16 protein-coding genes are annotated in these 26,894 nt (G+C 46.7%); 3 read left to right on the top strand and 13 right to left on the bottom strand.

Annotation, left to right across the window (positions count from 1 at the left end):
* Positions 1 to 208 precede the first annotated feature (208 nt).
* On the top strand, positions 209 to 1,663 hold the full coding sequence (locus U4956_RS11860; RefSeq protein ID WP_323090903.1) for a patatin-like phospholipase family protein: 1,455 nt from the start codon (positions 209 to 211) through the stop codon (positions 1,661 to 1,663).
* A 233-nt stretch (positions 1,664 to 1,896) separates the two neighbouring features.
* Here U4956_RS11860 and U4956_RS11855 read toward each other — a convergent pair whose 3' ends face one another.
* The 11 genes from U4956_RS11855 to U4956_RS11805 form a co-directional block, all read right to left on the bottom strand.
* Positions 1,897 to 2,676, bottom strand: a complete 780-nt coding sequence (locus tag U4956_RS11855) for a DNA polymerase beta superfamily protein (RefSeq protein ID WP_323090902.1) — start codon at positions 2,674 to 2,676, stop codon at positions 1,897 to 1,899.
* A gap of 156 nt (positions 2,677 to 2,832) precedes the next feature.
* Positions 2,833 to 3,792, bottom strand: coding sequence for a YcjF family protein (locus tag U4956_RS11850; RefSeq protein ID WP_323090901.1), 960 nt, complete (start codon positions 3,790 to 3,792; stop codon positions 2,833 to 2,835).
* Between the two features lie 710 nt (positions 3,793 to 4,502).
* Positions 4,503 to 5,210, bottom strand: coding sequence for a hypothetical protein (locus tag U4956_RS11845; RefSeq protein WP_323090900.1), 708 nt, complete (start codon positions 5,208 to 5,210; stop codon positions 4,503 to 4,505).
* An 85-nt stretch (positions 5,211 to 5,295) separates the two neighbouring features.
* On the bottom strand, positions 5,296 to 6,720 hold the full coding sequence (gene gatB, locus U4956_RS11840) for an Asp-tRNA(Asn)/Glu-tRNA(Gln) amidotransferase subunit GatB (RefSeq protein ID WP_323090898.1): 1,425 nt from the start codon (positions 6,718 to 6,720) through the stop codon (positions 5,296 to 5,298).
* On the bottom strand, positions 6,713 to 8,083 hold the full coding sequence (locus tag U4956_RS11835; protein ID WP_323090897.1) for an amidase family protein: 1,371 nt from the start codon (positions 8,081 to 8,083) through the stop codon (positions 6,713 to 6,715). Before U4956_RS11835 ends, gatB begins: the two co-directional genes overlap by 8 nt.
* 1 nt (position 8,084) lies before the next feature.
* Entirely contained in the window at positions 8,085 to 8,378 is a 294-nt protein-coding gene (gene gatC, locus U4956_RS11830) for an Asp-tRNA(Asn)/Glu-tRNA(Gln) amidotransferase subunit GatC (RefSeq protein ID WP_323090896.1), read from the bottom strand.
* A 226-nt stretch (positions 8,379 to 8,604) separates the two neighbouring features.
* Entirely contained in the window at positions 8,605 to 9,726 is a 1,122-nt protein-coding gene (locus U4956_RS11825) for a CamS family sex pheromone protein (RefSeq protein ID WP_323090895.1), read from the bottom strand.
* Positions 9,719 to 11,713: an NAD-dependent DNA ligase LigA gene (gene ligA, locus U4956_RS11820; protein ID WP_323090894.1), complete on the bottom strand. Its 1,995-nt coding sequence runs from the start codon at positions 11,711 to 11,713 to the stop codon at positions 9,719 to 9,721. The genes U4956_RS11825 and ligA overlap by 8 nt, the downstream gene beginning before the upstream one ends.
* A 536-nt stretch (positions 11,714 to 12,249) precedes the next feature.
* Positions 12,250 to 13,596 (bottom strand): chloride channel protein, encoded by a 1,347-nt coding sequence (locus U4956_RS11815; protein ID WP_323090893.1) that lies wholly within the window; start codon positions 13,594 to 13,596, stop codon positions 12,250 to 12,252.
* 212 nt (positions 13,597 to 13,808) lie between these two features.
* Entirely contained in the window at positions 13,809 to 16,091 is a 2,283-nt protein-coding gene (locus U4956_RS11810) for an ATP-dependent helicase (protein ID WP_323090892.1), read from the bottom strand.
* 248 nt (positions 16,092 to 16,339) lie between these two features.
* The gene (locus U4956_RS11805) at positions 16,340 to 17,512 is read right to left on the bottom strand and encodes a hypothetical protein (RefSeq protein ID WP_323090891.1); all 1,173 of its coding nucleotides are present in this window, start codon (positions 17,510 to 17,512) and stop codon (positions 16,340 to 16,342) included.
* A gap of 798 nt (positions 17,513 to 18,310) precedes the next feature.
* On the opposite strand from U4956_RS11805, the gene U4956_RS11800 reads away from it, so the two are divergent.
* Both U4956_RS11800 and U4956_RS11795 read left to right on the top strand, forming a co-directional pair.
* Complete coding sequence (locus tag U4956_RS11800) at positions 18,311 to 19,684, top strand: IS4 family transposase (protein WP_323088465.1); 1,374 nt, start codon at positions 18,311 to 18,313, stop codon at positions 19,682 to 19,684.
* Between the two features lie 363 nt (positions 19,685 to 20,047).
* On the top strand, positions 20,048 to 20,941 hold the full coding sequence (locus tag U4956_RS11795) for a class I SAM-dependent methyltransferase (protein ID WP_323090890.1): 894 nt from the start codon (positions 20,048 to 20,050) through the stop codon (positions 20,939 to 20,941).
* Positions 20,942 to 21,213: 272 nt separating this feature from the next.
* Here U4956_RS11795 and U4956_RS11790 read toward each other — a convergent pair whose 3' ends face one another.
* Together U4956_RS11790 and U4956_RS11785 are read right to left on the bottom strand one after the other, a co-directional pair.
* Positions 21,214 to 23,190: a serine hydrolase gene (locus tag U4956_RS11790; protein ID WP_323090889.1), complete on the bottom strand. Its 1,977-nt coding sequence runs from the start codon at positions 23,188 to 23,190 to the stop codon at positions 21,214 to 21,216.
* 523 nt (positions 23,191 to 23,713) lie between these two features.
* The gene (locus tag U4956_RS11785) at positions 23,714 to 25,990 is read right to left on the bottom strand and encodes a glycoside hydrolase family 3 protein (RefSeq protein ID WP_323090888.1); all 2,277 of its coding nucleotides are present in this window, start codon (positions 25,988 to 25,990) and stop codon (positions 23,714 to 23,716) included.
* Between the last annotated feature and the right edge of the window lie 904 nt (positions 25,991 to 26,894).

Below are 26,894 nucleotides of genomic sequence, written 5' to 3'. Positions count from 1 at the left end.
GCATCTGATGCCAATTCTGTTTGATTTTGATTGATTCCAAATCCCTGACTTGATCTCATCCTCAGTTCTTGCAGATCTGTTCCGCCAGACCTGTCTGATTGAAGAGTGGATCAACGTCCGCATTGTTCAACCTGGGCCACCTTGGAGGTTTTTGATGGACAACGACTACAATAGAGGTATGACTACACAAAAAATAAGTACACAAAAAATGATTACACAAAATACGAATCCGGATGAACCTCATTCTGTTCATCCTGCTTTAGATGAAACTTCAAAGCCAGATTCTGATCCAGCCCTCGCTTCTACTGTTCATATGGATGTGCAGACAAAGAATGAAAACAGTGCCCAGCAGCCAAAGTCCAGTCAGCCGACCCTCACGTCTGATCCAAGACATGCCCTGATTCTTGGCGGCGGCGGATCTCGGGGCAGTTATACAATTGGCGCTCTGTACACTCTGCTTGAGCAGCAGAAAAAATACGACTATGTCAGCGGCATTTCCATTGGGGCCCTGGTCGGAGCGGCTTATGCGATGAATAAAACCGTCGATTTCAATGCGATTATCAATGGTTTTTCCAACCAGTCCGTCGCCACTGGCCTGTTCCAGTTTCCAGAGCGCAACATGGCCCTCCAAGCTAAACCCAATGACTTCAATGAATTTGTTTCGCTCTTTCAAAAAAATGGTCCAAGTGTCGTGCCCCTGCGTGAAAACTTTGGTAGCATTTTCGATTTTGAAGCCTTTAAAAACTCGCCCATTGACTATGCCTGCCTGGCAGCGGACCTGACTGCCAACAAGCCCGTACGCTTTACCAAGGCTGATATGACTTCCAAAGAGGATGCCATCGATAAGATTCTTGCTTCAGCGGCTTACTTCCCCGCTTTCAGTTACGTTAAAATCGGTGACGATTATTATGCGGATGGCGGCTTTCTCAACTCCACGCTTGGTGAAGATGCCGTGAAAATGGGCATGAATCATCTGGACATTATTGCCCTTGGTGATCCAGGCCAGGACATTCCTTATTGCACGGAACAGACGGAACTGATGATCCGCCCGATTCTCAAACTGGCTTACTTCCTCGATTTTGATAAGCCGACCATGATCCGCCAGATTGAACAGGGACGTCTGGAAGCCTTGAAATTCATGAACCTGGCTCCAGGCTATATTTATACGTTCTATGCGGAAGATTCGTTCCTTTTCAGGACACTGTCCAGAACAGCCGTTGCCATTTTAAGCAAGAACAATATCTCACTGACCAATGATCTGTTGATTGATGGCATTGCCCAGCTCATTGGCTATCGCCCGGGCAAGCTGGAGAACAAATACATGAAAGACTATCAGATGGGACTGCTTTTAGAGTGTCTGGCTTTGATCGCCGGTCTTTCTCCGTATCAGCGCTATCATTTGCTGCCATTTGTCAAAGAGATTCTTCATCGTCTGCAAAACTTTACCGTCACCATTTCCCCGGCTGAAACGAGTGATGACCTGAAGATGGACCGGTTAGGCGCTGAAGATCTGATGGCCTTCTTCCATCACGCCCTGATTGTCAATGATGGCAGACTACCGGATGAATACGATCTGGTCATCAAAAAATTCCGTTCCCTGTATTACCTTGCTTTAGCCTGGTACGTCCTGGATAAATTCTCATTGATCATCGACCTGTTCTGATCCAGACCCGCCTGTATATCCGCTGCCATCGTTTCTAATTTTCCGGCATCACGATATACAGGTTTTCTTTTTCTGTGATCAGCCTTATCTATCGTTTATCTTCTCTTTTCGAGAAAATCAAAGTGATCCTTCTGCTGCAAATGGCCTTCTGAGACAATTTATATATCCCTGATACAATGAGCCAAAATTGGTAAAGAAAATTTGGGACGACTTGGATTCATGTAAAAATTCCATTAATTCTTGGGGCCGAGATTCAGAGACGTTCTGAGCCAATCCTGCATGATTTCAAGACGAAGCTGGTCGAGCGCTTTGTAATCTGGTTTTTCAGGAAGGATAGCCGCCGTTTTCGCCTGCTCGATCCGTTTTTGAAGGCTGCTTAAGGAGCAGGTATAGTCCGGATTCAGGATGGGTTTTTGTATCTCGCTGTTTTCCGGCGTCACAAATGGTTCAGTATAGTCCGGATTCCAGGCACAGAAGCTTCCGGTTTCAAGAATCTGCACAAGCTGGGCAAGCAGTCGTTCGATATGCATAGCATGCTTTCTGGCTTTGTTCCAGGCCTCGGATCCTGGTTTCATTGGCGTTTCGAAAAGCTTTGACAATGTTTTCCAGCTTCCGTTTGCATAGCCAAAGAAGGAGGAAAACAGTTTCTGGCTTAAAAACAGCGAGCGGTTTTCCCGGATTTTCTGCCCATAGCAATCCATCTTGAAAAGATGGTCTTCCCGGACAAACAGCCACTCCAGAACATTGGGATTCCCGTTGGCGGCCAGCTTGAAAAACTTGGCAATCGGATGGAATTCAACATCCCCATCTTTGAGGCGGATGGTGCCGATATCCTTTTGTAAAAGCACATCAGCAGCAGCTGGAAGAAAGATTCCACGGATATCAGTATCACTATCCGTACTGGAGCGTCCGTATGCTTTCGATCCGGCAAGGCAGCTATAAATCAGATGAACATCGAGATCATCAAGAACTGCTTTTGCCCTTTCAAATTCGGCTTGTTCCTTAAAATTCATGGTTAATCTCCTTTCGAAAAATCGGCCTCAGGGGTCGTCAAATTGTGATCAGTCATGGCATACCTATGGTCGTTAACCGCACAATACAGGTATCCCCTAAAAGAAAACCAGGAATAAATCCTGGTGACTGTTCAAACTTTATTCGTCTACTCAAAGTTAAGCGTCTGGTTCAGATGGAGTCTTTGTTGGCTGGACTTTGTCTGCCGGATCAGTTTCTGTTTCTTCTTCTGTGCTTGTTTGTGCCGCGTTATCTGCTTCAGGCATGCTGGCTGTTTTCATCTCAATTGGATCTTCATCAGCTGGAATGGAAACCTGTTTGAGAACGTCATTTTTGGCTTTTTCTTCTTCGTTTTTCTGGTCCATTTCCAGGCGAAGATGGTTTTTGAAGGATGTTTCGAGCAAGCGTCTGCCTTCAGGTCCAAACAGATCATCTTCATCGAGATCACCAACAAGAACAGACTGGCAGATTTCAGAGTAAGCTTTACCCAGAGCTGCAGTCAGAACACCAGCAGTCGATCCGCATACAGCTGCTCCACCGATGGATCCGATTCCCGGAATAACCTTGAATAAGGACCCGGTGATGGTTTTGCCAAGAACAGTTGTTCCAGATACGCCAAGTACAGTGAAAACAAGGGACTTCAGACCGCTTTTCTTCAGGTTGAGTTTATAAATATCGGTAATGCGGGCAACCATCGCAATCTGCTGAGCAATCAGAAGCGGAGTATCTGCTAATGGCAGAGGAAGGGCTCCGGTTGCGGCGGCTGTGGCGGCAAATCCAAGAATGGTTTTATCGGCTGCCTGTTTTTTCTTTTCGAGATCACTGAGTTCCTCTTCTTCAATAGATTTAATGATCATCGGCAGAAAATCTGCCCCTGCATTTTCACTATCTTCATCCTGAGTATTTTCATCTGCTTCATCTGTTTTACCTGCCGTTTCAGCTTCAAAGTTGTCTGCTTCTTCCGGTTTTACATCTTCCATTTCAGTTTCTTCTGTATCGGTATGGTTCTGGTTCTGGTTGATGGACTTTGCCCCTTTATCTTCTGACAAAGCGCTGACATTAAATGTTTCCTCCCTGCTCTGATCATCAGCAGGCATATGATTGTTTTCGTTTTCCATACGATAAACCTCTTTCTAACAAAACTCTATGAACCATATTTTGAACTCTGTCATCCAAACTGTATATAAAACCGCCAATTTTTAAGGAAAAATTCGCCTGAATTTTGGTGTTTTGATATCCCCTTTCCCAATTTTGAGGTCAATTACAGCTCCGGCTTTGATAGAGCGCTTGCCTCTTTACAGAGAGTGGGCTGTTTCTTGTCACAATGGCCGATTCGTATTTCTGGCGGTTTTTGGTCCTCTTTTCTTTTCCACCGATAATGATCATCCCTGTCGGATTGTTCTTAACAGGACTATGAGCATATGGCAACCACATTACGAATGGATTGACTATACTCTGATCATCAAAAGCCTGTCGCAGGCCGATTTCTATCCGTGATCCAAACGGATCCACGCGATCATCTGGCGCGTACCGACATGGCTTTATATCTGCTGATGCAGAAGCAAAAAGAACGAACCACGCAAAGGCCTTCTTTTGAAGACTGCAACTCTCACAGAGTTGAGACTGCCGCGTCTGGTTCGTTCTTTTTTTGCACATCAAACACACCTTCTTGCCCGCAGTGCTCTGCCAGGGTGAAGAATGCCTGTAAAGTCTAAAAAGGCTGTCCTCCGCTTGGAAGACAGCCTTTGAAAGTTCATTGGATTTCGATCTGTATACAATCTATATTAGATTGTTTCAGTTCAGTTCCAGATTGTTTTTTTGTGGATGACTACTGGTAATAGCCTTCAACATACTCCTGGTCGACGTATTCATCTCCCGTCGTATCTTCAGCTCCTCCTTCGGCCTGGGCAGCGGCTGGATCACTGGTTCCTGGTGTCTGGATATCCTGATTTTTTACTGCTTCCGCAAGGTCGGCGTTGCGCGGCTGGGTGATAATATCCGTTACCTGATCACCGGCACCACTTTTGGATACTTTGACAAAGCGCCAGTTATCGACTGGGTGGTTGTCATCGACGATGTAGTTGTAGGAGTCAATTTCCAGATCGTAGTTCTTTCCTTCTGCCGAGTTGGTGAAATACGTTTCAATCGGCAGATATTCATTGATAATGTTGTAAGCCTGATGGGCTGCAGCTTCCAGCGTGTTCTGGTCAGCTGAATCGACCATATTCAGATGAACGCGCAGCGTTGCGCTTTTCAGATCGATTGTGGCTGTTTCCATGCCACCAATCTGCATGAGTTCATTCTGAATGGAATCAAGCTGCGTTTCCTGAATTTTCGGATTCAGATCATTGGGACCGAAGCGGTTGCCTTCAACCGGCTGATCGCTTTCTTTTGCACTGGTCAGCAGCACATAGCCAATGACAAGAACCGGAACCAGGATAATCACGAGCGTAAGCCAGACGAGTTTATGGCCCTGTTTGACCTTCTGACGTTTTGGCTTGCTCAGACGTTTTCGTTTTGCGGGTGTACCTGACATGTTACTCTGACCTCCATGGTGTCCCTACTATATCACATTGGATAAGTCGGGCAGGAATCCGGGTGAATTCTTTCGAAACTGTATTTTATCGCTTTGAGAGCTCCTGAACAAGCAGACCGTTGGCTTTTTTGGGATTCGCCTGTCCTTTAGACGCTTTCATCACCTGGCCCATCAAGAATCCAACGGCACGCTTTTTACCGTTCTTAAAGTCTTCGATCGACTTTGGATTCTCATCAAGCACCTGGTTGATCATCGCGATTAATGTGGAGTCATCAGAAACCTGCTGCATTCCTTTTTCCTTGATGACTTCTTCAGGCTTTCTACCCTTCATCACGTCTTCAAAGACTTCCTTGCCCTGCTTGCCGGAAATTGTTCCTTCATCAATCAGGTTGACAAGACTGGCAAGATCGGCAGCAGAAGCTGGATTTTTGGCAAAACTGAGGTTGTTTTTATTGAGCCAGGCGGCCATTTCAACAATGACCCAGTTGGCAGCCTTCTTGGCCTCTCTGGCTGTTTTCATGACCTCTTCATAAAAGTCAGCCATGTCACGGTCATTGACCAGTACGGAGCTGTCGTATTCAGAAAGACCAAAATCTTTCTGGAAACGGGCCATCCGGGCTTCTGGCAGTTCTTCCAGACTGTTCAGAATCGAATCAATCCAGGACTGATCGAGCTGGATTGGGAAAATGTTGGGTTCCGGGAAATATTTATAGTCCACGGTGCCTTCTTTTTTACGCATCAGAACCGTTGCCTTGGTTGGTTCATCAAACCGACGTGTTGCCTGTTCAATCGGCTCACCGGCTTCGAGCAAAGCCGTCTGACGCTCAATTTCAGCCTGAACTGCCTTCTGGACATTGGCAATGGAGTTCAGGTTCTTGATTTCAACTTTGGTTCCCAACTTTTCGGGGTCATTGGAAATTGAAATGTTCACGTCACAGCGCATGGAACCTTCTTCCATTTTGACATCGGATACATTCAAATAGAACAGAATGCGGCGCAAGGCTTCGACATAGGCAGCTGCTTCGGCAGCGGAATGCATATCCGGACGGGAAACGATTTCAACCAGCGGTGTTCCGGCCCGGTTAAAGTCAATATATGTTCCGGTTTCTTTATGGAACTGTTTGGCTGTGTCTTCTTCCATATGGATCCGTTCAACACGAATCTGGCGGGGGCCATCTTCTGTCTGGATGGTAACATAGCCATCTTTTCCGATTGGATGGAACTGCTGGGTAATCTGGAAGCCTTTTGGCAGATCGGAATAGTAGTAGTTTTTCCGGTCAAATTTTACCAGCGGATCAATCGTGCAGTGCAGCCCGCCACACGCTTTAATCGCCAGACGGACGGCTTCTTTATTGACACAGGGCAGGCATCCTGGATGACCAAGGTCAATCACCGAGGTCTGGGTATTTGCCACTTCACCGAAGCTGGTTGGCGCCCCGGAGAACATTTTGGTTTTTGTCTTGAGTTCGCAATGGATCTCAATTCCGATGGTTACCTGGTACTCAGACATTTGCGGGTTCCTCCTTCCAGTCGATCAGCTCTTCAATGCCGGCAGCCACGTTGAACAGTTCCTGTTCTTCGAAAGCTCTGGCAGTCAGGTTGATTCCAAACGGCAGACCGTCTTCCAGGCCAAGAGGCATGGTTAATGATGGATAGCCGGAGAAGTTGGCCAGCTGCAGATGTTCTTCTTCAAAACGGTCAGCTCCAAAACGGACATCACTGCTCTGCTCGATCAGTGGAGCCGTTGTCACGGCTGCAGGGGCGAGAATAACATCAACGGTTTCAAATAATTTTGCGTAAGCTTTAACGATCAGACGACGGATCTTCTGGGCCTTGCGGAACAGACGATCCTGGTTTTCTTCAAACAAGGAGTAGGAACCAATGACGAAACGGGCGCGAACATAGCTGGAGAAGCCGGCCGTACGGGAGTTGGTCATCACTTCTTCGACGCTGCCGCCAGGTTTGCGTTCGCCAAAACGGATGCCATCCAGGTTGGAATGGTTAGCAGTGGCTTCGGCATTGGCAATGGTTTTATAGATGGGGGCAATCAGCTCCATCAGCTTCGTATCCATTTCGACATCCACCACTTGGGCTCCGGCTCTTTTGATCTGTTCAACCAGATTGTCAAACGCCTGATGAATCACTGGATCACTGACCCGGTCTAAGACAGTCTTGAAGACACCAATCTTCTGGCCTTTCAGATCTGGGTTGAGGTTTCTGGCATACGCTTCAACCGGAAGGAAGGAAGAGGTCATATCATGGTCATCGCGGCCGGCTGTGATTTCCAGTGCCTCGGCCGCATCGCGGATATTGGTTGTAAAGTATCCAACGGTGTCCAGACTGGAAGCATAAGGAATAATGCCGTAACGGGAAATCCGTCCATACGTTGGTTTTACCCCGATCACACCGCAATACGCGGCAGGTTTTCGAATCGAGTCACCCGTATCCGTACCGATCGCCAAGGGTGTCGTGCCGGCTGCAATCAAGGCTGCACTGCCGCCGGAAGATCCACCGGTAATGTGAGCTGGATTCCAGGGGTTGTGGGCTGGACCGATCAGAGCATTGCGGTTGGTGCCACCCATGCCCAATTCATCCATGCTGGCTTTGGCTACAATGACACCGCCAGCTTCTTTTAACTTTCTGGTGATCGTTGCATCATATACCGGCACGTAGTTGTCGAGAATTTTCGAACTGGCCGTTGTCCGGATGCCTTTGGTCGAAATATTGTCTTTCAATACGATGGGCACACCCGCTAAAGGACCCTGATTTGGATTTTCTTCCGGTTCTTCCACGATGGTAATGGCTGCGTTCAAAACTGGCTGCAGCGCCTGAATGCGCTCTGCCGACTGTTTTGGAGTAAGTTTGCTTTCCATTTTATTTCACCACCTTTGGCACATGTACATGGCCCATCCGCACGTCTGGTGCATTCTCCAGGGCTTCTTTCTGGTCAAGAACGTCTGCCACAACATCTTCGCGCAGGAAGGCTGTCGGGGCTTCAAAAGGATAGACCATCGGCTCGACGCCTTCGGTATCAATGGTCTCAAACAGTTCAACCTGTTTTTCCACTTCAACAAAATCTTTCTTCAGCTCTTCGATCTCTTCATTGCTTAAATCAAACTTCAGATCGTTGGCAAGCTTGCGAAAGTATTCATTTGAAAACTTTTCCATGGTTCGCCTTTCTTTATCACAAACGATTCTGATCTTCTTTCAGAACCAGACCGGCTCTTCTTTTATCGTTTCCTGTTTTGCCAACTCTTTTGATTCATGAAGTCCATTCTTCATGAATCAATGAATGGTCCACAGGCCTGCGATTCAAGCTTTTTCATGCCGCTTTTGGCCGGTCCATCCAAAAAGGGCACGATCCATCCGGGATGGATGGATTTTTGCGGTGAATCTAGTACGTCGTCAGAACCTGAACGGACTTGCTGTCAGGTTCACGATCCATCAGCGCACAGATATCCCCATTGTTTTTGATTATAACTTTATAGGCACAGTTTTCCGATTCAAAGATAGACAGATACTCGCGGACTGACTGAATCACCGCCAGAATTTCTCCGACCGTCTTGCCATGAGCCGTAATGGTCAGGGTCAGTTTCTGTACGGAACCATCCTGAATCTTGGCCTCACCTGTCGTGTAGGTTGTATCCGAGAGGATCTGCGCAACGTCAGCCCGGAAGGTTTCAAACTGCGAAGCCATTTCCGGCTGCGCCTGGCTGAAGGCCGTGGAGGGCACCAGCAGATATTCTTCAGAAATCGCCTTATCGGTCGTGCGGGTTCCATCAAAGAACTCAGCATAGACATAGCCGCCTTTGGAGGAGTCATTTTCATCTGTGTTGAGTTCATAGGCTGCCACTAAAATCGGAATATTGGGGGTGACATCATTAAAACGCTCGCGCATGTAGGAAACAATCTTCGTGCCGGAAGCCTGGACAAAATCACGCAGACGTTCCGGAGTGATCTCATAGCGCACCCCATCTTGTTCCACCGCATCCGTTACAGCCAGACCAATGGCAATACCATCGAGCGCATTTCCGGAAAAGAAGTCCAGCTCATACAAATCAGCAACCAGAATCTGCCCTTTCACAAGGCCGTTGCCCGTATCAAAATCTTCATCCGCGCCTGGATTGAGTCCATTGGGGTTATCATCGCGAAGCGTTCCCAAAAGACCCCGGCTGCCATCGGAAGCATCCAGTTCATCATAGTCGAGATACTTATGATTGACGTAGGCATGGGTATCTGGATCGAAATAGTCTTTGCTGATGTCCATCAACCCTTGCTCTAACTGCGTCCGGATATCAATATCACTGATCAGACCAATATGCTTGGCCCGGGTATCACTGGTCTGATACGGCAAAATGGCTGCGTAATCACCAGGTTTGAGCGGTTTAGAGGTCTGCTGGACTGTCTGCTTGGAACAGCCGGCCAGCACCAGCATCGGCACCAGGCAAAGACTCAGCAAAGACTTTGAAGTTCTTGTCTGCCTGCAGACTGTCCACGCTTTGATTCTGCTATCCACGATGAACCTCACGCAAAAAACGTTCTTCATCCCAGACTGGAATGCCCAGATCATTGGCTTTTGTCAGTTTGCTTCCTGCTTTTTCACCGGCAATGACCAGATCCGTCTTTTTGGAAACAGATCCAGAAACATTGGCGCCCAGATCTTCCAGCATCTTTTTGGCTTCGGAGCGGCCCATCTGGCTGAGCGTTCCGGTCAGAACGACGGTCTTGCCTGCAAATGGATTATCCGGGGCAGCATTTTCAACTTTTGGTTCGCTCATGTTGACGCCCATGGCTTTTAAGGAATCAATCAGGGCACGATTTTCGCTCTGATCAAAGAAGCTGCGAATACTTCTGGCCGATACTTCGCCAATCAGATTGATCGCCGCCAGTCTGGATTCACTGGCGTCCATCAAGGCATCCATCGTTCCAAACTCCTGAGCGAGCAGTCTAGCCGCCTTGGAGCCAACCTGCCGGATGCCCAGGCCAAATAAAAGCCGGGATAATGGCTGTTTCTTGCTGGCTTCAATACCGGCCAACAGCTTGTCGGTTCCTTTGTCGGACCAGCCCTTGTGGCTGAGCAGTTCATCACGCCGTTCATGCAGGCGGTAGATATCTTCAATCGAATTGACATAGCCGTGTTCATGCAGCCAGGCTACCCGTTTGGACCCCATGCCATCGATATCCATGGCATCTCGGCTGCAAAAGTGAATAATACTTTCCAGAATTCTGGCCGGGCAGTCCGGATTGACACAATACGTATCCGCTTCATCCGGCAGGCGGACCAGTCTGGATCCACACACTGGACAATCTTGCGGCCAGACAAAATCGCGGATAGTTTCATCGCGTTTTTCAGGCAGAGCTTTGACGACTTCCGGAATAATATCGCCGGCTTTGCGGATAATGACCCGGTCATTGATCTTCAGATCATATTGGGCAATGCGGTCGGCATTGTGCAAGGTTGCCGCAGAAACCAGCGTGCCCGCTACGCGCACGGGTTCAAGAACCGCATTTGGCGTAATCTTGCCCGTGCGGCCGACAGTCAGGGTAATATCAAGCAGCCTGGTTTCAACTTCTTCCGCCGGAAATTTATACGCCGTGGCATATTTTGGCGCTTTAGCGGTTGTTCCGAGAATCTGCTGCTGGTCAAACCGGTTGAGCTTGACGACAACGCCATCAATTTCAAAAGGCAGACTCGCCCGCTTCTGGCCTGTTTCTTCGATAAACTTCCAGATTTCCTCAAAGGAATGGCACTCACGCCACGCATCACTCACCCGGAAATGCAAGCGGCTCATGGCTTCCAGTGCCTCTTTCTGGCTGTGCACCCCATAGCGTTCGCCATTGGTAAAGTAGTACAGATACATATCAAGCCGGCGCTTTCGGGCTACACCTGTATCCAAGTTGCGAATCGTTCCGGCGGCCGCATTGCGCGGATTGGCAAATAAAGGCAGATGGAGTGATTCTTGCAGGTTGTTGAGTGCTTCAAAGCTGGCTTTTGGCATATACACTTCGCCGCGCACTTCAACCGGCCCTTTTTCAGGAATCTGCATCGGGATCGATGGAATGGTCCGGACATTTTCCGTAACGTCCTCGCCAACATCCCCATCCCCACGCGTCACGGCCCGGACGAAACGGCCGTCTTCATACATCAGCGCCATGGCCAGACCATCGAATTTGTATTCACAGATAAATGTGGCATCGGGAAAATCTTTCCAGATGCGCTCTACAAAGGCTTTCAGCTCTTCTTGATTGAAGACGTCGCTTAAAGAAAGCATGCGCTGGGCATGAACGACTTTTTCAAAGCCATTGAGTACCTTACCGATAATCCGCTGGCTGGGTGAGTTTGGATCATACAGTTCAGGATGTCTGGACTCTAAATCCTGAAGTTCTTCCAGAAGACGGTCATATTCAAAATCCGAAACACTCGGGTTGTCATCGACATAGTATTCAATCGCATATTTTTCAAGAAGTCTGCGCAATTCTTCAATCCGTTCTTGTTCAGACATGAAGGCACCTCTTTTCTAATTTTCTGACAGACTCTGCCCTGCTTCTCAGACAGACTCTGTCCTGCCAGTCTTCTCGTTCTCTTGGAGGATTATACAATCCGATTCCAGAATTAAAACCGACTTAAAAAGAGGACAATTTCCCCTGAAAAAAGCAGGAAACAATTCTGGCCAGAGAAGCGTGGCAAAAAATACCAACTTATATTGTAGCAAAGATCTGCCCGGCTTTTCCAAGCGAGCCAAGATGAGACAAAAAACACAAAAAGGACATCCCGAAATGCAGAATGCCCATGATTTTCAAGCAAAAGAAAACTCTCACAACGCTTTGCGAATGGTTCGCCTGTCTCGTGCTTTTATTTATTATTCTGGCCAGAGCAGCCAAAGGCGTCTACAAACAAAGGGCGCCAAACCCGACAACAGACATGAAGATCCAGAAGCATACCATAGCTTTTGATCAGCTCGAACTTCTGATCAGCTCGAACTTCTGATCAGCTCGAACTTCTGATCAGCTCGAACTTCTGATCAGCTCGAACTTCTGATCAGCTCGCCTGACCTGCCTGTTTCTCTTTATCCATCCCCCGATTATCTACCGCCCGATTGGCAGCATTGATCGAATTGGGATATTCAATCGGTTTGAAGACGACATCCAGCCGGCGCTGCAGACTGTAGATAGACAGGTTGCCATTGGCCAGATAAGCAGCCGAGCAGCAGACAAAGAAAAACGGAAAGAAATTCATTCCGAAGATTTCCATTCCGACCATCATTGCCGCCAGCCAGGTATTCGTTCCGGCCCCAAATACCGCAGCATAGCCAAGAGCAGCGCCAAACGCAGGCGGATAGCCAAACAATGGGCCAAGGATTGCGCCAAGACTTGCCCCGATCGCAAACAGCGGCGTGACTTCCCCGCCGATAAAGCCCATAGAGAGGGACAGAACACTCAATCCAAATTTCAGCGCAAAATCCCACGGATAAATCTGATTGCCGGTGCAGGCATAAGTGATCAGATTGACACCAGATCCCGAATAACGGCCATCATAGAAAAGCCATAGCAGCCCCGCAAGTCCCACTGAAAAGAAAGCAATTCGGTAATACGGATTCAATCTGGAATGATCGAAATAGTGATGCGCCTGATGCATACACCAGGCAAAAAAGCCGCCGACAAGACCAAAAAGGATGCCCAGAATCGCCAGTTTCCAGCAATCATGCACCAGACCTATTTCAAACGAATACGGCAGCAAAAAGGCTTCTTTGCCAAGGCCGCACAAGCGGGCGATTCCAGCCGCACTCAAACTGGCTGCCAGAGCCGGAGCCAGAGCCCGATACTCAATGACACCGCTGACCAGAACTTCCATCGCAAAAAACACCGCCGTAAAGGGGGTTCCAAACAGCCCGGAAAAGCCAGCGGCCATACCAGTAATCAAAAAAATTGTTTTCCGTTCCCTGAAATAAGGCAGCTGACGGCTGATCGTGTTGGAGACGACCGCACCAATCTGCATCCCAACCCCTTCTTTGCCAACGGAAGCTCCGGCCAGATGCGAAAGCCAGGTGCTGATCATCATCATGAACACAATCCGCTTGGGCAGGGCTTTTTCCGTCCCTTGATTCACCTTGAAAACCAGGCCAATTCCCTGTCTGGCTTTGATGCCAAAGCGCTCAAACATCCAGACAATCAGCATTCCAACAATCGGCAGCGTAAACAGCCAAAGACAGTTGCCATAATTCTGATGAAACCACGTCACCTGGTTCAGGACTTTAACAAACAGGACTTCAAATAAGGAAACAATAGTCCCAATGACAATCCCAGCCAGAGCCAGGATAAAAATTTCAGCAATCTGCGTTATCAGCCGCCTGACTCGACAAGACAGGCAATCCATCCTATAGGGCATGTTTTTCACTCTTTTCTTTTGTTGTACTCCCTTATATTACCTTGTATTTCCTTACCTTTCTTTTGATTCAGGCCAGCCAGATTCTTCTGCGTCTAAGCCTGGATTCAGCCTGGAAGTTGCCAGCGGCAAGGCTTTTCATTTGATTGACTTCTGGCTGACTGGCTTCTGGTTGCAGGGATCACCAGTTGTATTGCAGCCAGCTTTTTGAGTGGTCATTGATCCTGTCCCTGGAAAGTCAGATAATCTTTACTGATTTTCTTGGTGCCAAACGCACTTCCAAACTGGACAGTAATGATAAATCCATTGGCTTCCAGCACGACCCCCTGACCAAACATTGGATGCGAAACAATCGTTCCTGGACGGACTTTACTTTTTTTGGAAGTCTGTCTGCGTCTTGCATCAAGCGTCCGGGCACTCTTGACTGGATCTGTTTTGGGCTGTGATGAAGATGTCCTTTGGGCAGCTGCGCGGTTTGCGCCAGTTGAGGCTTGCGTACTCGAAGGGGCGGCTTTCGAGGCTGCAGACTTCTTTTGGGCCTTCTTTTCTTCTTTCTTTTCTTCAGACTCCTCTGGAATTTCATCCAGAAAACGGGAAGGCATTTTTGCATGGCCTGTCTGGTAGCTGAAGCCATGGTTCCAGCTGAGGTACAGATGCTCTTTGGCTCTGGTCATGGCCACATACATCAGCCGGCGCTCTTCTTCCAGACCTGCAGATCCGCTTTCACTGATCGCCCGGTCATTGGGGAAAATTCCATCGTTGAGGCCAGCCAGAACAACCACCGGAAATTCCGTTCCCTTGGCCGCATGCACCGTCATCAAAGTCACGACATCCGGATTCTGATCAAGCTCGTTCTTTTCGGAAAGCAAGGTCACCTGCTGAAGATAATCATCCAGAGTTTCGACGCCCTCCTGTGAGAGTGCCGCTTCAATGTCCTGCTGGATTTCCTTAACGTTTTTCAGTCGGTCCTCACCATCTTCCATCTCTTCAAGCAGGGTATCGTATCCGGTTACATCCAGGATATCGTTGACAATATATGGAAGATCTTCAGGATTGGTATACAGACTGAGCCTGGACTTCAGTTCATCGATCATGGCCGCAAATTTCTGGGCTTTTTTTGTTAAGGCCGGTTTGAGCGTCTGGGGATTGCGCATGACTTCAAGCATATTCACATCCCGGCTTAATGCTTCTGCCCGGATATCGTCCACGGATTTTTCCCCGATACCCCGTCTTGGAGCATTAATCACTCTTTCTATTGCAAGATCAAGCGAACGCTGTTTATGGTCATCTTCGGTCGGCGAAGAAAGCAGTCTTAAATACGCCAGAATGTCTTTGACTTCCTTGCGTTCATAGAAGCGAAGGCCGCCAAAAATCCGGTACGGGATCTGTAAGAAACGCAGTCCCTTTTCAATAGCCCGTGACTGATAGTTGGACCGATACAGAACAGCCATATCTTTCCACTGATATTTTTTGCTTTTGTGTTCCGTATTGAGCCGGCGGGCGATCAAAAATCCTTCGGATTCGTCATCATCAGACTCATTAAACTGCAAAGGGAAGCTCTCTTTACTATTCGTAAACAAGTCTTTCTTAACCCGGTTGCGGTTATTGCGGATCAGGGCATTGCTCGCATCCAGAATTGTTTTCGTTGACCGATAGTTCTCATCGAGAATAACGGTCTTGCAGGGCGTAAAATCCTTTTCGAAATTCATGATGATGCCGATACTGGCATTCCGCCATGTATAAATGGTCTGGTCCGGATCGCCAACCACACAAAGAATGGCATCCTGGCGGGTGAGGTTTTTGATAATGTCGTATTGGACAGGGTCTACATCCTGAAATTCATCGACATGCAGATAGTCCAGGCGGTTCTGCCATTTTGTGCGAACCCGTGTACTGGTCTTCAGCAGCAAATCTGTTTTGAGCAGCAGATCATCAAAATCCATCGCTTTCATTGCGTCCAGTTCATCGAGATATTCCCGATAAATCTGTCCCTGAATCTGTTCCAGGCCATAGTCGGCATCATCCAGAATACTTTCTGGGGAGATGCCATTGTATTTCCAGCGCGAAATGCAGCCAAGCATTCTGGCATAGGGAAAATCTTTCGAGCTGAGACCATGATTTTTGTAAAATCTTTTCAGCAAGGCCCGCTGGTCATCCGGATCAAGAATCGTAAAATTTTTCGCGAATCCAATCTTATGTGCATCTTCGCGCAAAATACGGACACATAAAGCATGAATGGTTGAAATTCGGACATGCGGTGCATCTTGCGGACACTGCTGCTGCAGACGATGGCGCATTTCAGCGGCCGCCTTGTTGGTAAACGTAATCGCCAGGATCCTGCTGGGAAAGACGCCGAGTTCATTGAGCAGATATTCAATCCGCGCCATCAGAACCCGGGTTTTGCCGCTGCCCGCACCAGCGATAATGCGTACATGCTCATCCGTGCAAAGAGCTGCTTCTTTCTGTCTGGCATTGAGCGTATCCATTAAAGGTTCCATAACTTCCTGGTCTCCTGTTCTATTTATAATTAAACGGTATAGGATCTGTACCCAATTGCAGCGGATGCAGATCCTGCCTGAATTTTCATTGTAGCACATCACCACTGACTGTCTGCGGCTGGATTACAGAGCAGAAAAAAACCGGGATCAGCAAAGATCCCAGTTCAATTTGTTGTTCGGATTTTGGCATGCAATTCATCCGCTGGCACGAAATTGGGCCGATGGAAAAATAGGATGCAGCCTTAAAATCAGGCATAAAAGCCAGACTGTAAAATACAGGAGCGAAGATAGCTCTGTTCGGCAATGCTCTTGCAAAGCACATGCAGATACAGGTAGCGTTCATCATCACGGATAATGGCATCCAGATAACGGATTCCATCCTGTTCGTATTCATCCAGCCAGATCACACGGCCGTCTTCTTCATGAATCGGTTCAACGGCTTGGACTGCTTCCAGATCCGGAAGAATGGAAGGCTGCTTGGAAGCCTGAATCAGCCAGTTCCACTCTTCATCTTCACTATAGGGGGCCATCAGGAAAACGGACTGTGTAGCGGGGTCATAGCTTCTCTCAGCAGTACCCGGAGCGACAACCTTCGCATCTTCAAAAACATGGTAGACTTCGCGTGTCCGATATTGAACAGCTTCCCGGTCCATTCCGATTGCACCTTCTAATTTGTTTTCACGACCTAAAGTTTTGCATAACTCATCGTATGCCTTTAAAGGTAATGGAAGCGACGGATCCATCCGGAAGGCAATTTCGAGATCATCGCAGATTTCGTCTGCAATTTTTTCGGTCTGGTCATTCATCTTGGAAAACTGACCATAGCCTTCTTTGGCAAGCAGGGTTAAGGCTGCATTGCGATAGAACCGGGCATCCCGATCCCAGTTGTTCCAGACATAGAAATGGTCCATCAGATCAGAAAGGTTCTTGGTTTTAAATTCATCTTCATCCATGTCACCGGTGGCGGTTAAAACTTTGCCTTTCTCTGCTTTTGGCAGATAGTAGGTTTCATCAAACATATAGTTCTTATTACGGAACTGGGGATCTTCGAGAATCATCTTGCGTACATAGTCAAGCTCATTTTCGTAAAGTGAAACCAGGCGGTCAAAGTCTCCGTCCTTGTCATATTCCGTATCATCGATCATTTCATAGTCACCCGGAATTTCTTCCTGAATGTCTTTGAACAGATCCACCACAAATGCATGGAATCCGGGGCCGCCCTGACGGGTATTGGCCGAAAGAATCATGTCTTTGCCTTCTTCGATCGCGACAATTTTACCCTGTGGGCAGACCAGAATTTCTACATCATGGCCGCGGTCTTCAATCTGTACCCCTTCTCTGGCAGCAAGGGCACCTAAAACTTCATAAAGCTCATCCATCTGAGCCTGAGTACGATCTTTACAGATTAACTGTACAAACATGGCAGTGTATCCTTTCTATTCTTTTCAGGACATCTTTATTATTTCATTTCTCTTTATGTCAACGGGCAAGATTGCCCGCGCATTTCAAAAAGGACTGCCTCCATTTACAGATGACTTATCCTTGCCTGAATGAAAAAAAATTCATCAAACCTGCTCATGACAATCAAAACCTCTAAGTTCAGTTTTCATCCTTCTGGTTTGTCTGATGAATTTCTTTAAGCTTTGAATCGCCTGATCCTGCTTTCTGTCTTTTCGATTTTTGAGATATCCTGGATTTGGATTGCGTATTTTCGCGAAACTGTCTTGGTTTCCGAGCCTCCAGAAACCTGACCATTTCAATTTTATGCTGATTTCTCAAATTATCTGTTCAGATGAACCGGACAGAATTGGAAATTCTTTTTCCATCTTCTGTCCCTTCCCCACAACTCTTCTATCCCCTCTCCACAACTCCCCTTGCACAAATTAATTCCAGCTGTTCTTCTGGATTTGATTTGCATTCTCATTATCCTCTCTTCATCCTCTCTTCGCTGCATTCGCCCTGCATTGCTCTCTTCTCTTCTACATTGAAAACAAAGCCTATCCATTCACCTTTTTCATTCCGGCATCTGGCTTCCAAGTCATGAAGTTTCTTTCATGCCACAGAGCAATGTCATTTAGCTTAGTTTTTGTCCACCATCCGTGTACAGATGGTGGATTTTATGTTTTCTGGTTTAACGAAAATTAACTTTGACAATAGCTCCATAATTATCTAATTTAATCCTTATCACGTTGAAAACATAACTTTATAAGGAGGAAAATATGGCAACTAAAGTTACTTCGCCGTCGGTGATTTATCAAAAATTCATGAAATCCCTTGAGGAATTTGCCTACAAACAGGAGAAGATTCTTGCTTCTGAAACAGGAGCTTTCTCACGCAGTCATTATCGATCATCAAAAATAAACTTGTTCCATTTCCTGAATACATCCATTATCGGGAATGGGGCAACACTCTCCGATTTGTCCATGAACTATTTCGGCATGGGCAGTGTAAGACCATCTGCTTCAGCACTTGTTCAGACAAAAACCAAAACTCCAGTCAGCGTATTTTCAGCACTGCACAAAACCACATTGGCACTTTATTCCATGGATAAAAAATATAAAGAACACAGGGTAATCGCTTTTGACGGAACCAATGAACCTGTTGCGCCAAATGAAGATGAACCTGACTACATCATTTATACCAAGAACAAGGAAAACATTATCCGGGCCGGTATTCACGTTAACGCAGCCTATGACGTACTTAATGACAAATTTTTAGCCATCGTCACTCAAGACCAGAGGTCCAAAGACGAACGGGGCGCTGCTATGAAAATGGTCAAGGAGATTCATGAAGCTTATCCTGGCGAGACATTTCTCTTTGTCATGGACAGAGGGTATTTCTCTTACCCATTATGTAAGCTTATTGAATCCTTAGGGCACAAATACCTCATACGTATGAAAGAACGAGAGTATAGCTGCCTGACTTATACAGAGCTTGACCATACAGAAGACCAGCAGATCAGCCGCATTCTTACCCACCACCAAAGAAAAGGGGAAAAAGAAAACCCCCAGATGAAATACCTGGTCAAAAAATCAATGAGACAGATTGACCAAGAATCTGAATTTATTGATTTTGACTGCAGGGTGGTAGCTATCGAGATTGGCGACAACGTCTGGGAAGGACTGATTACCAATCTGGATGAAGCAGAATTTCCTCCGGAGGCTCTTGGATTTATTTACCACCTAAGGTGGCGAATCGAGCAGAGTTTCTCCTGGCTTAAATATGGAATAGGAATGAAACGTATCCACTCGATAAAAGCAGAATACATCATTCAGGAGATTTATTCATCCCTTATCTTCTACAATCTGGTTTCCGAGATCAAAAAGTGTGTTCTTGAATCATCTCAATCAGATAACAAAGAAGAGAATCAGACAACTTATGAATACCAAATCAATACAACTAAGGCGATACGGGCTATCAGGAACACGTTCACCCCGAAGTGGACGAAGAATCGAACGATTCGTCAAATTACAAAAGCGGAGTTTCAGGCTCTGACTGAGGAGCTGCTCAGAGAAAAACTACCTGTTCGACCAGAGAGGAGCTTCAAACGAAATCTCCATCCCAATCGTTTGATATGGTTCACTTACCGATAAGTGCGTTATACGCGCATTTAACGAATGTTATGTGCTTGTTAATTTCTTAAAAGCAGCTCTTATCAAAGAGTTGTTTTTAGTGCACCTATTTGGACGAATACATCCAGATTAATCAATATATTTTGTGCTTATTTGGTGCATATGAATGGATGAGGACCGGATTCAGTCTCGATCATTCACTTTGTCTTCAATTTTGAGACAAAGTTTAAAGTCATATTTTTCTAGCTAAATGACATTGTGCCACAGAGCCGAAAAAAAAAATCATTCAAGGACAGTTGATTACGCCGGCCCATCAGGTTTGATCGGCTTTGTTCCAGTTTGGCGGCCTTTGATCGTCTATACTGGTAGCAGAGGTGAGCGTACATGAATCAGATTGCATCCGACTGGAAGGATTACGAAGTCCTCGATGCCGGTAACAAGGAAAAATTGGAGCGCTGGAATGATGTCATTCTGCGCCGGCCAGATCCTGTTGCCTTATGGCCGATCGATGACGAATCCGACTGGAAAAAAGCCCACGCTGTTTACCACCGTTCAAGTAAAGGCGGTGGCAGCTGGGAATATAAAAAGCCGATCAAGGAATTCTGGACTATCGGCTACAAAGATCTTCGCTTTAAAATTTCGCCAACTGGCTTTAAACATACCGGCCTGTTTCCCGAACAGGCTGCCAACTGGGATTTCATCATGAATACCATCCGTCAGGCCAAAGCCGACCATCCAGAGCGGCCGGTGAGAATTTTGAATCTGTTTGCCTATACGGGTGGTGCAACGATGGCTGCTGCTAAAGCAGGGGCTGATGAAGTCGTCCATCTGGATGCGTCCAAAGGCATCAATGCCTGGGCGAAAGAAAATATGGAACTCAACCATCTGGAAGACAAAAAGATTCGCTTTCTGGTGGACGATGTCATGAAATTTATCGCCCGTGAAAAACGGCGCGGCCGTAAATATGACGGCATTATTATGGATCCGCCTTCCTATGGCCGAGGTCCGAATGGTGAAGTCTGGAAGCTGGAAGACAATATCTTCGAACTGATTAACCAGGCCAAAGACCTGCTCAGTGACAATGCCCTGTTCTTTCTGGTCAACCTGTACACCACAGGCTTTCCACTGACGACTCTCAAACAGACCTTAGAAAGAACTGTAGGCCGTCAGTTTGGCGGATATGTTGAAGTTGGAGAGACACTGCTTCCAATTACCAGAGAACATGCGCTTCTGCCCTGCGGCCTCTTTGGACGCTGGACCAGCTTTAAACCAGAATGACTGGATAAATACCAGAATGGCTGGATAAATACCAGAATGGCTGGATAAATAACGGATGACAACCGGATAAAGACTGGACTTTCAGCCATTTTCCTGGGCCGCAAATTTAAATCCCTGAATTTCTGCTTTCAAAACCCATTCAAGTCTGCCTGTCTGGCAGGCTTTTTTCATGGCAGACTCTATTTGCCCACTTGAGCGAATCAAATCTGGACAAAACGGAAAAAGCCTCGATGAATCATCGAGGTCAAAATCAGACTGAATTCAGTCTGTATCTATTGGTACAGGTTGTCCTGCATCCACTCATAAACCATGCGTGATACTTCACCCATGATTCGTTGGGCGTTGCTATTGTCCTGAAGGCTGGTGGAAAGGAAAGTCAGGACATACGTGCCTTTTTTATCCCAGACAATGAGGGAATCATTCTGGGTGTCGTCCAGCCAGCCCGGTTTGTTTCCAGTGCTGATCCCTTGTGGAATACCGTTGAGCAGTCTTCCCTTTACGGACTGTCCCTGGATCAGTTTTTTCATCTCGGCAGAGTGTTTGAGTTTGCTCTGATCGATGTCCTCAAGAATCTTGCTGGCATCCAGCACGCTGGTAAAGTTCTGATAGGCTGCCGGCTGCATCGACGTTTCGGGATAGCCATGTGCTTTGTTCCACTGATTCAGGTTTTCGCAGCCCTGGGCATACGAACCATTACCAAGATTGGCCACCAGATTTTTCCAGGCCTCATTATCCGACCAGGTAATCATGGAATTTAGAGAACTATCGATATAAGACTTTCCATAACGGCTGCAGTAATCCTCATACTTTTCAAAAATCGCACCCATGACAAACAGTTTCATGACACTGGCTGACTGCTGGGAATGGTCATTCCAGCTCACTTTCTGGCCCAGGGCCGGCACCCGGATGGCCAGCGAATAGTCTTCCCCCTCTTTTTTGTGCTTCTTGATATAAGCAACTGCCTGATCCAGAATCTGATCGAGATCCATTTTCATTGCTCCTGTTTTCTCGTCAAAGAGATAGCTTTTTCCATTGATCATTTTCTTACCGCTCACTCGAAGCCCATTTTCATCAAAATAGCAGGTCCGTTTCGGATTGGTCAGTTTGACAAAATCATTGCAGATCATAACGCCGGTTTTCTTATCAAAATAGCGCCAGCCGTCGTCAAATTCAACTTCGCCATAAGCCATTTTTCCATTCTCCCGAAACCAGAAGGCCTGCAGCTGCCCGCTGACGTCGGGCAGTGTTTTAAAGCCAGTGACCATCCATCCCTCCTGATCCGGGTCAAAATAATAAGTACCAGTTCTCAGCTTTTGCAGACCCGTCAGTTTCTGATCGATGGAGTTGTAAGCCGCATAGCCCGTGATCCCATTGATTGTTTCTGGTTCAATGCTGACAGAATGAACCACTGAAAATGCCTGGTGTTCTTTGATCCAGCCGAGTTTTACAAGGGCTTCAATTTCACCTTCATCACTGGTGAAATGGTGCAGCGAAGTATTTGGATTCAGCAGCCTGGTCACCGGAATGGCATTCAGAGAGCTGGCCATAAATTTTGCGCCCTCATTTTTCCAGCCATTGCTTTCCAGAATCTGAATTTCGCCCATGTTGGTCGAATACAGATGTTCACCGCTTGCTTTAAGATAGAGCCGATAAACCGGCACCCCTTCTCTTACCGGAGTTCCAAAACAGATGCCTTCGTCACTCCAGCCAAGGCTGACCAGTTTTGACCGCTCCTCGTCATTTGTCGTATACAAATGCTCTCCGGAATTTGGATTGTAAACCATATAGACGGATGAACATTCCATCAGCGGCAGACTCTTTTCAATTTCATCCAGCAAAGACTGAATCCTCGCCGGTTCAGACTCGGCAGGATTCCAGTTTCCTTTTGCGATCAGATCTTCTTTTTGGGCTTGCAGATCTACCTGCAAGCCTTTGAGCTGGTGAACGGAGTAGTCTCTGGCCAGTCTGCCGGCAATCGGTTCAGCTTCACAGATTTCCTCATTTTCCTGATCAAACTCAACCAGACCATATTCTTCATCAAGAATCGTCTGTTCAGAAGGAGAACCCCCTTCGTTTGCTTCCAGATTCATATCCATCGAAAAGACAGAACCAAGGGTCGCAACAGCGCAGATGGCTGCTGCCCTACACGCCCGTTTTTTTCGTTTCGGCTTGAATGGGTTCGGATCTGATTTGGGATCCAGAGGGCCAGTCTGGCTTTCCTTTTCGGTTATCCGGGGTATTTTCCTCATGTTTTCAATTTCTCCAATGTTCTATTTTTCTCTTGCTTCATATGATAGGCAAGGATACCCCATCCAAATTGCTATGCAGTTTGGGTGGGGTCATTGACCAAAATAAAGACATCAACCTGCTCAAGTTGTCTCTATGAAGAATCATTTTTAAACCTGCTTTAGACAAAACTGATTTCTGTCAGGGATCAGGCTGCAAAACAGACAGCCTCGGCAGCTTTTCACCCGATAAAACTAATCTACCATCCCTATTTCAAAATATTGCGGCAGATTTTAGGATTTCTTACATTCTCGTCATTATATCGGATATTCCAGGTGTTTTTTCTGTCCTCAGCAATTCAATGACCATGACGCCAGCCGTTCTGCTTTGGCAAAGGGCAATAAACCAGAAAAATGCCGCTTCACAAAACCGCCTCAAAAGAAAAATGCTGATCTCGAAGGAATTTCTTCTTTCGAGATCAGCATAATTAAAGCGTATATAAAGCCTATTTAAAGCTTAACAAAAAATTGACAGTCAGCAGACAGACTAGAATTTCATGCCGTAGCCAAATTCGTAGTAGTTGCCGTCTGCATCTTTATACGCGTAGCCTTTACCATTTTCGTCTTTGAGGGCTTCTGGCAGATATTCATCTTTCTTATATCCAGGCAGATCATTTGGAGTTACGCAGATTCCTTCAGCGTTTACAGCAACAACTTCGTCGTTCTTTGGCAGCGTCATTGGCAGAGCACCAACTGGAGCAAATTTACCAAAGATCACATCGAAGAAGGCAGCAGTGAAGGTATTGAATCCAGCCAGCAGAGCATCGCATTCTGGCTCGAGGTTGCCAAGCATCCAAGGCATCGTGATGTTGATGGTGCCGATCACTTTACCGCCACGGGCGTGGAGATCTTTGACAATTTCTTTGATCTGGCCAATACCGGCAACGGTTGTTTCCGTGTGGGTAGTTTCTAATGGCAGACCTTCTTCGGAATAGTCCGCAACGACTTTGTTTTCACAAAGATCAATTTCAAGCAGACCTTTTGTTGCGGTGAAGTAGTTACCGGATTCTGGAGAAACCATCACAATGGCAATATCCGCCTCTTTGTAGTCTTCAACAACAGTAACATCCCGTTCTTTCAGTTCAGCAACAAGAGCTTCTGTCCATTTCTTGCCTGCTTCTTCGGTCTGGTCAAAGCCCTGGATGTAGAACTTTTTGCCCGCTGTTTCCGTTAATGGCAGAACCTGCTGGTTTTTGAGCAGAACAACGGATTCACGGTGAACCTGCATCGCAGTTTCCCAATCGTTTCCGTGTGTGATCACCATTTCAGAATTCTTAGCATCACGGTATGGGTTTTCGAACATACCCAGTGCGAATTTTTCAGTCAGGGTCCGCAGAGCAGCACGACTGATGGCTTCGTCATCAAGCGTAATCTGTTCGAGCGTATACCCTTCTGGAATTGGGTGGGTATCGTAGTAGCCATTCGTCCGTCTTGCGAGGGCTTCACGGGCATAGTCTGCTCCATAGGATTCAGAGATCATATCTACACCATTGTTGATGGCTAAAGCGATTCGTTCTGGACGATCGAGTGCTTCAACTCCCCAGCCCATATTATCGATGATGCCGGAGTCAGAGTTGATGTAGCCTTTGAATCCGAACTGGTCACGCAGCAGATCCTGGATCATGTACTGGTTGAAGGCAAAGCCCACTGGCTGCCAGGTAATTTCTTTGCCATCCAGGCCGTGCTGGCGGGCAGATTTTTCTTTAGAAGGTTTTGCATAGTAAGGCATGATGCTGGCAGCATTGTGAGCGATCGCCGGAATGAAGCCTTTTGTATGGTAGTCCGTTAAAGAATCTTCTGTCGCGTAAACGTTCCACTGGCCTTCTTTGTAGTGTGGGTCAAAACCGTTTTCACGGGCGCCGCCGCCTGGCCAGTGTTTGACAGTCAGGGCAACACCGTCTGCCGTTACCCCTTCATCGCTGCCCTGGACAGCTGGAACCAGAACATCAAAGATTTCGGAGATCAGTTCAGGACTTTCACCGAAGGTTCCGTAAATACGCTGCCATCTTGGGTCAGTGACGACATCAGCCATATACATGTAGCCTTTTTTCAGACCCGCGGCATCCCATTCACGACGGATGGCATCCCCGAAGTCTTTGGCAATATTGATGTTACCGGTACCCTGGATGGCTGCCGCAATTCCCAGAGTGCCTGGCCATGTTGGGAAGGTACCAACGGAGTCGTTCATACCGAATACGACTTTACCGTTTTCGTTACGGGAGTTGGTTGTCACTAGAACAGGGATAAAATGTTCATCTGCTTCGGCCGTTTTCTGCAGCTGATTGAGCCAGTCAGTCAGATTTTCTGGATCTGGGTTCGTACGCAGGATGAAGTTTCTCATCTTGTCGCGATTGATCGCATCCGTTGTGCCTGGAATGGTGTAGCCAGCGAAAATGCTGACATTTTCCAGAACGTTTTCATCGAGCAGACCGGTTTCGTCTTTCAGATTTTCTTTTGGAGTGTCCTCTGTATTGACACCTTCTTTTTTCAAGGTTGCCATCATTGGGTTGACTGCAGTCGTATAGGGGTTACGACTGGTCACGAAAAGCTGGCCAATTTTTTCATCCGTGCTCATGTCTTTGACAAGCGCCTTTGCACGCTGCTCTGCTGGCAGTCTCCAGTCGGAGAATTCCTTTAAAATACCGGAACCATCAATATCCTTAAAATACAGGCCGTCCTGTTCAATTACAGGAACATCCACTGTAGTGATGACAGGCCCGTTTTCGTTTTTAAACGTTTGAAACTGTTCACTTGCTTTTTTCATTGTTGTCCTCTCCTGCCCCGATCGCAACTGCGCAATTCGAAATCACCATACTGTAAAATGTGATGATGGTGACTCGCACTTTTTGATCAGCGGGGAATTTCATATTCATACCGACATCATTGTATAGAATGATTTCTGAAATCGCCTACAAAAAAATCACACTCATCAACTCTTGCAATCGAAAGCGCAATATATCACAACTCACCAGACGCCTGCAAAAACAGTTCCAGAAGCAGTCCCCTTGGCTTTCTTTATGATACCGCCCGGAAACCATTCTTTAAAGCCATATAAATAAGGATGTAAACCTATTCTATTACAGATATTTTCAACATTATTTGCGTGATGTATGTGACAAGATTGTTTTTTATTCATATCCTATAATGAAACCGTACTTCATCCAGAAGTCGTGCGTTGTTTTTGCTCCCCGACTTATAGATTGCCATTCCAATCTTGTTGTTTTGGGTATCCAAAACGTAAGTTTATTGGCAATTCGTATCATTCAGGGTTCCTACAAAAACTCTGGAACTGGTGGATTCTCCAATCTGGATCATTGTGATTTATCCAATTTCTAACAATGTGCAAAATATGCAATCTTAAGAACAAGTCTGTCAATCGCACACAAACGCTTTCACCTTTATCATCAAAGTGTAAGTTAACTTCATAGACTTTCCCCGGCTTGAATCCATGTGCATATTTCCATGGGATTCAAACGTATAAAACCACTAAGGATCCTGAATATGAGCCATCTCAGTTCTGATGAACAGAAAGGAACGTCAGCCAATGAGAGATTACTTGAATTTCAATGAGGGATAGCCTTCCCTGAGCCAAACCCAGAAATCTTCTCCATTGTCCAAAAGATTTGGCTGTGGTTACCCCTTATTCTGAGACAGTCTCAATTTCCAGA

The sequence above is a fragment of the Allobaculum sp. JKK-2023 genome (assembly GCF_034745455.1).
Classification (GTDB): Bacteria; Bacillota_I; Bacilli_A; order Erysipelotrichales; family Erysipelotrichaceae; genus Allobaculum.
The sequence above is the reverse complement of the archived record's forward strand: the minus strand, read 5'-3'. Positions and strand labels throughout refer to the sequence as shown.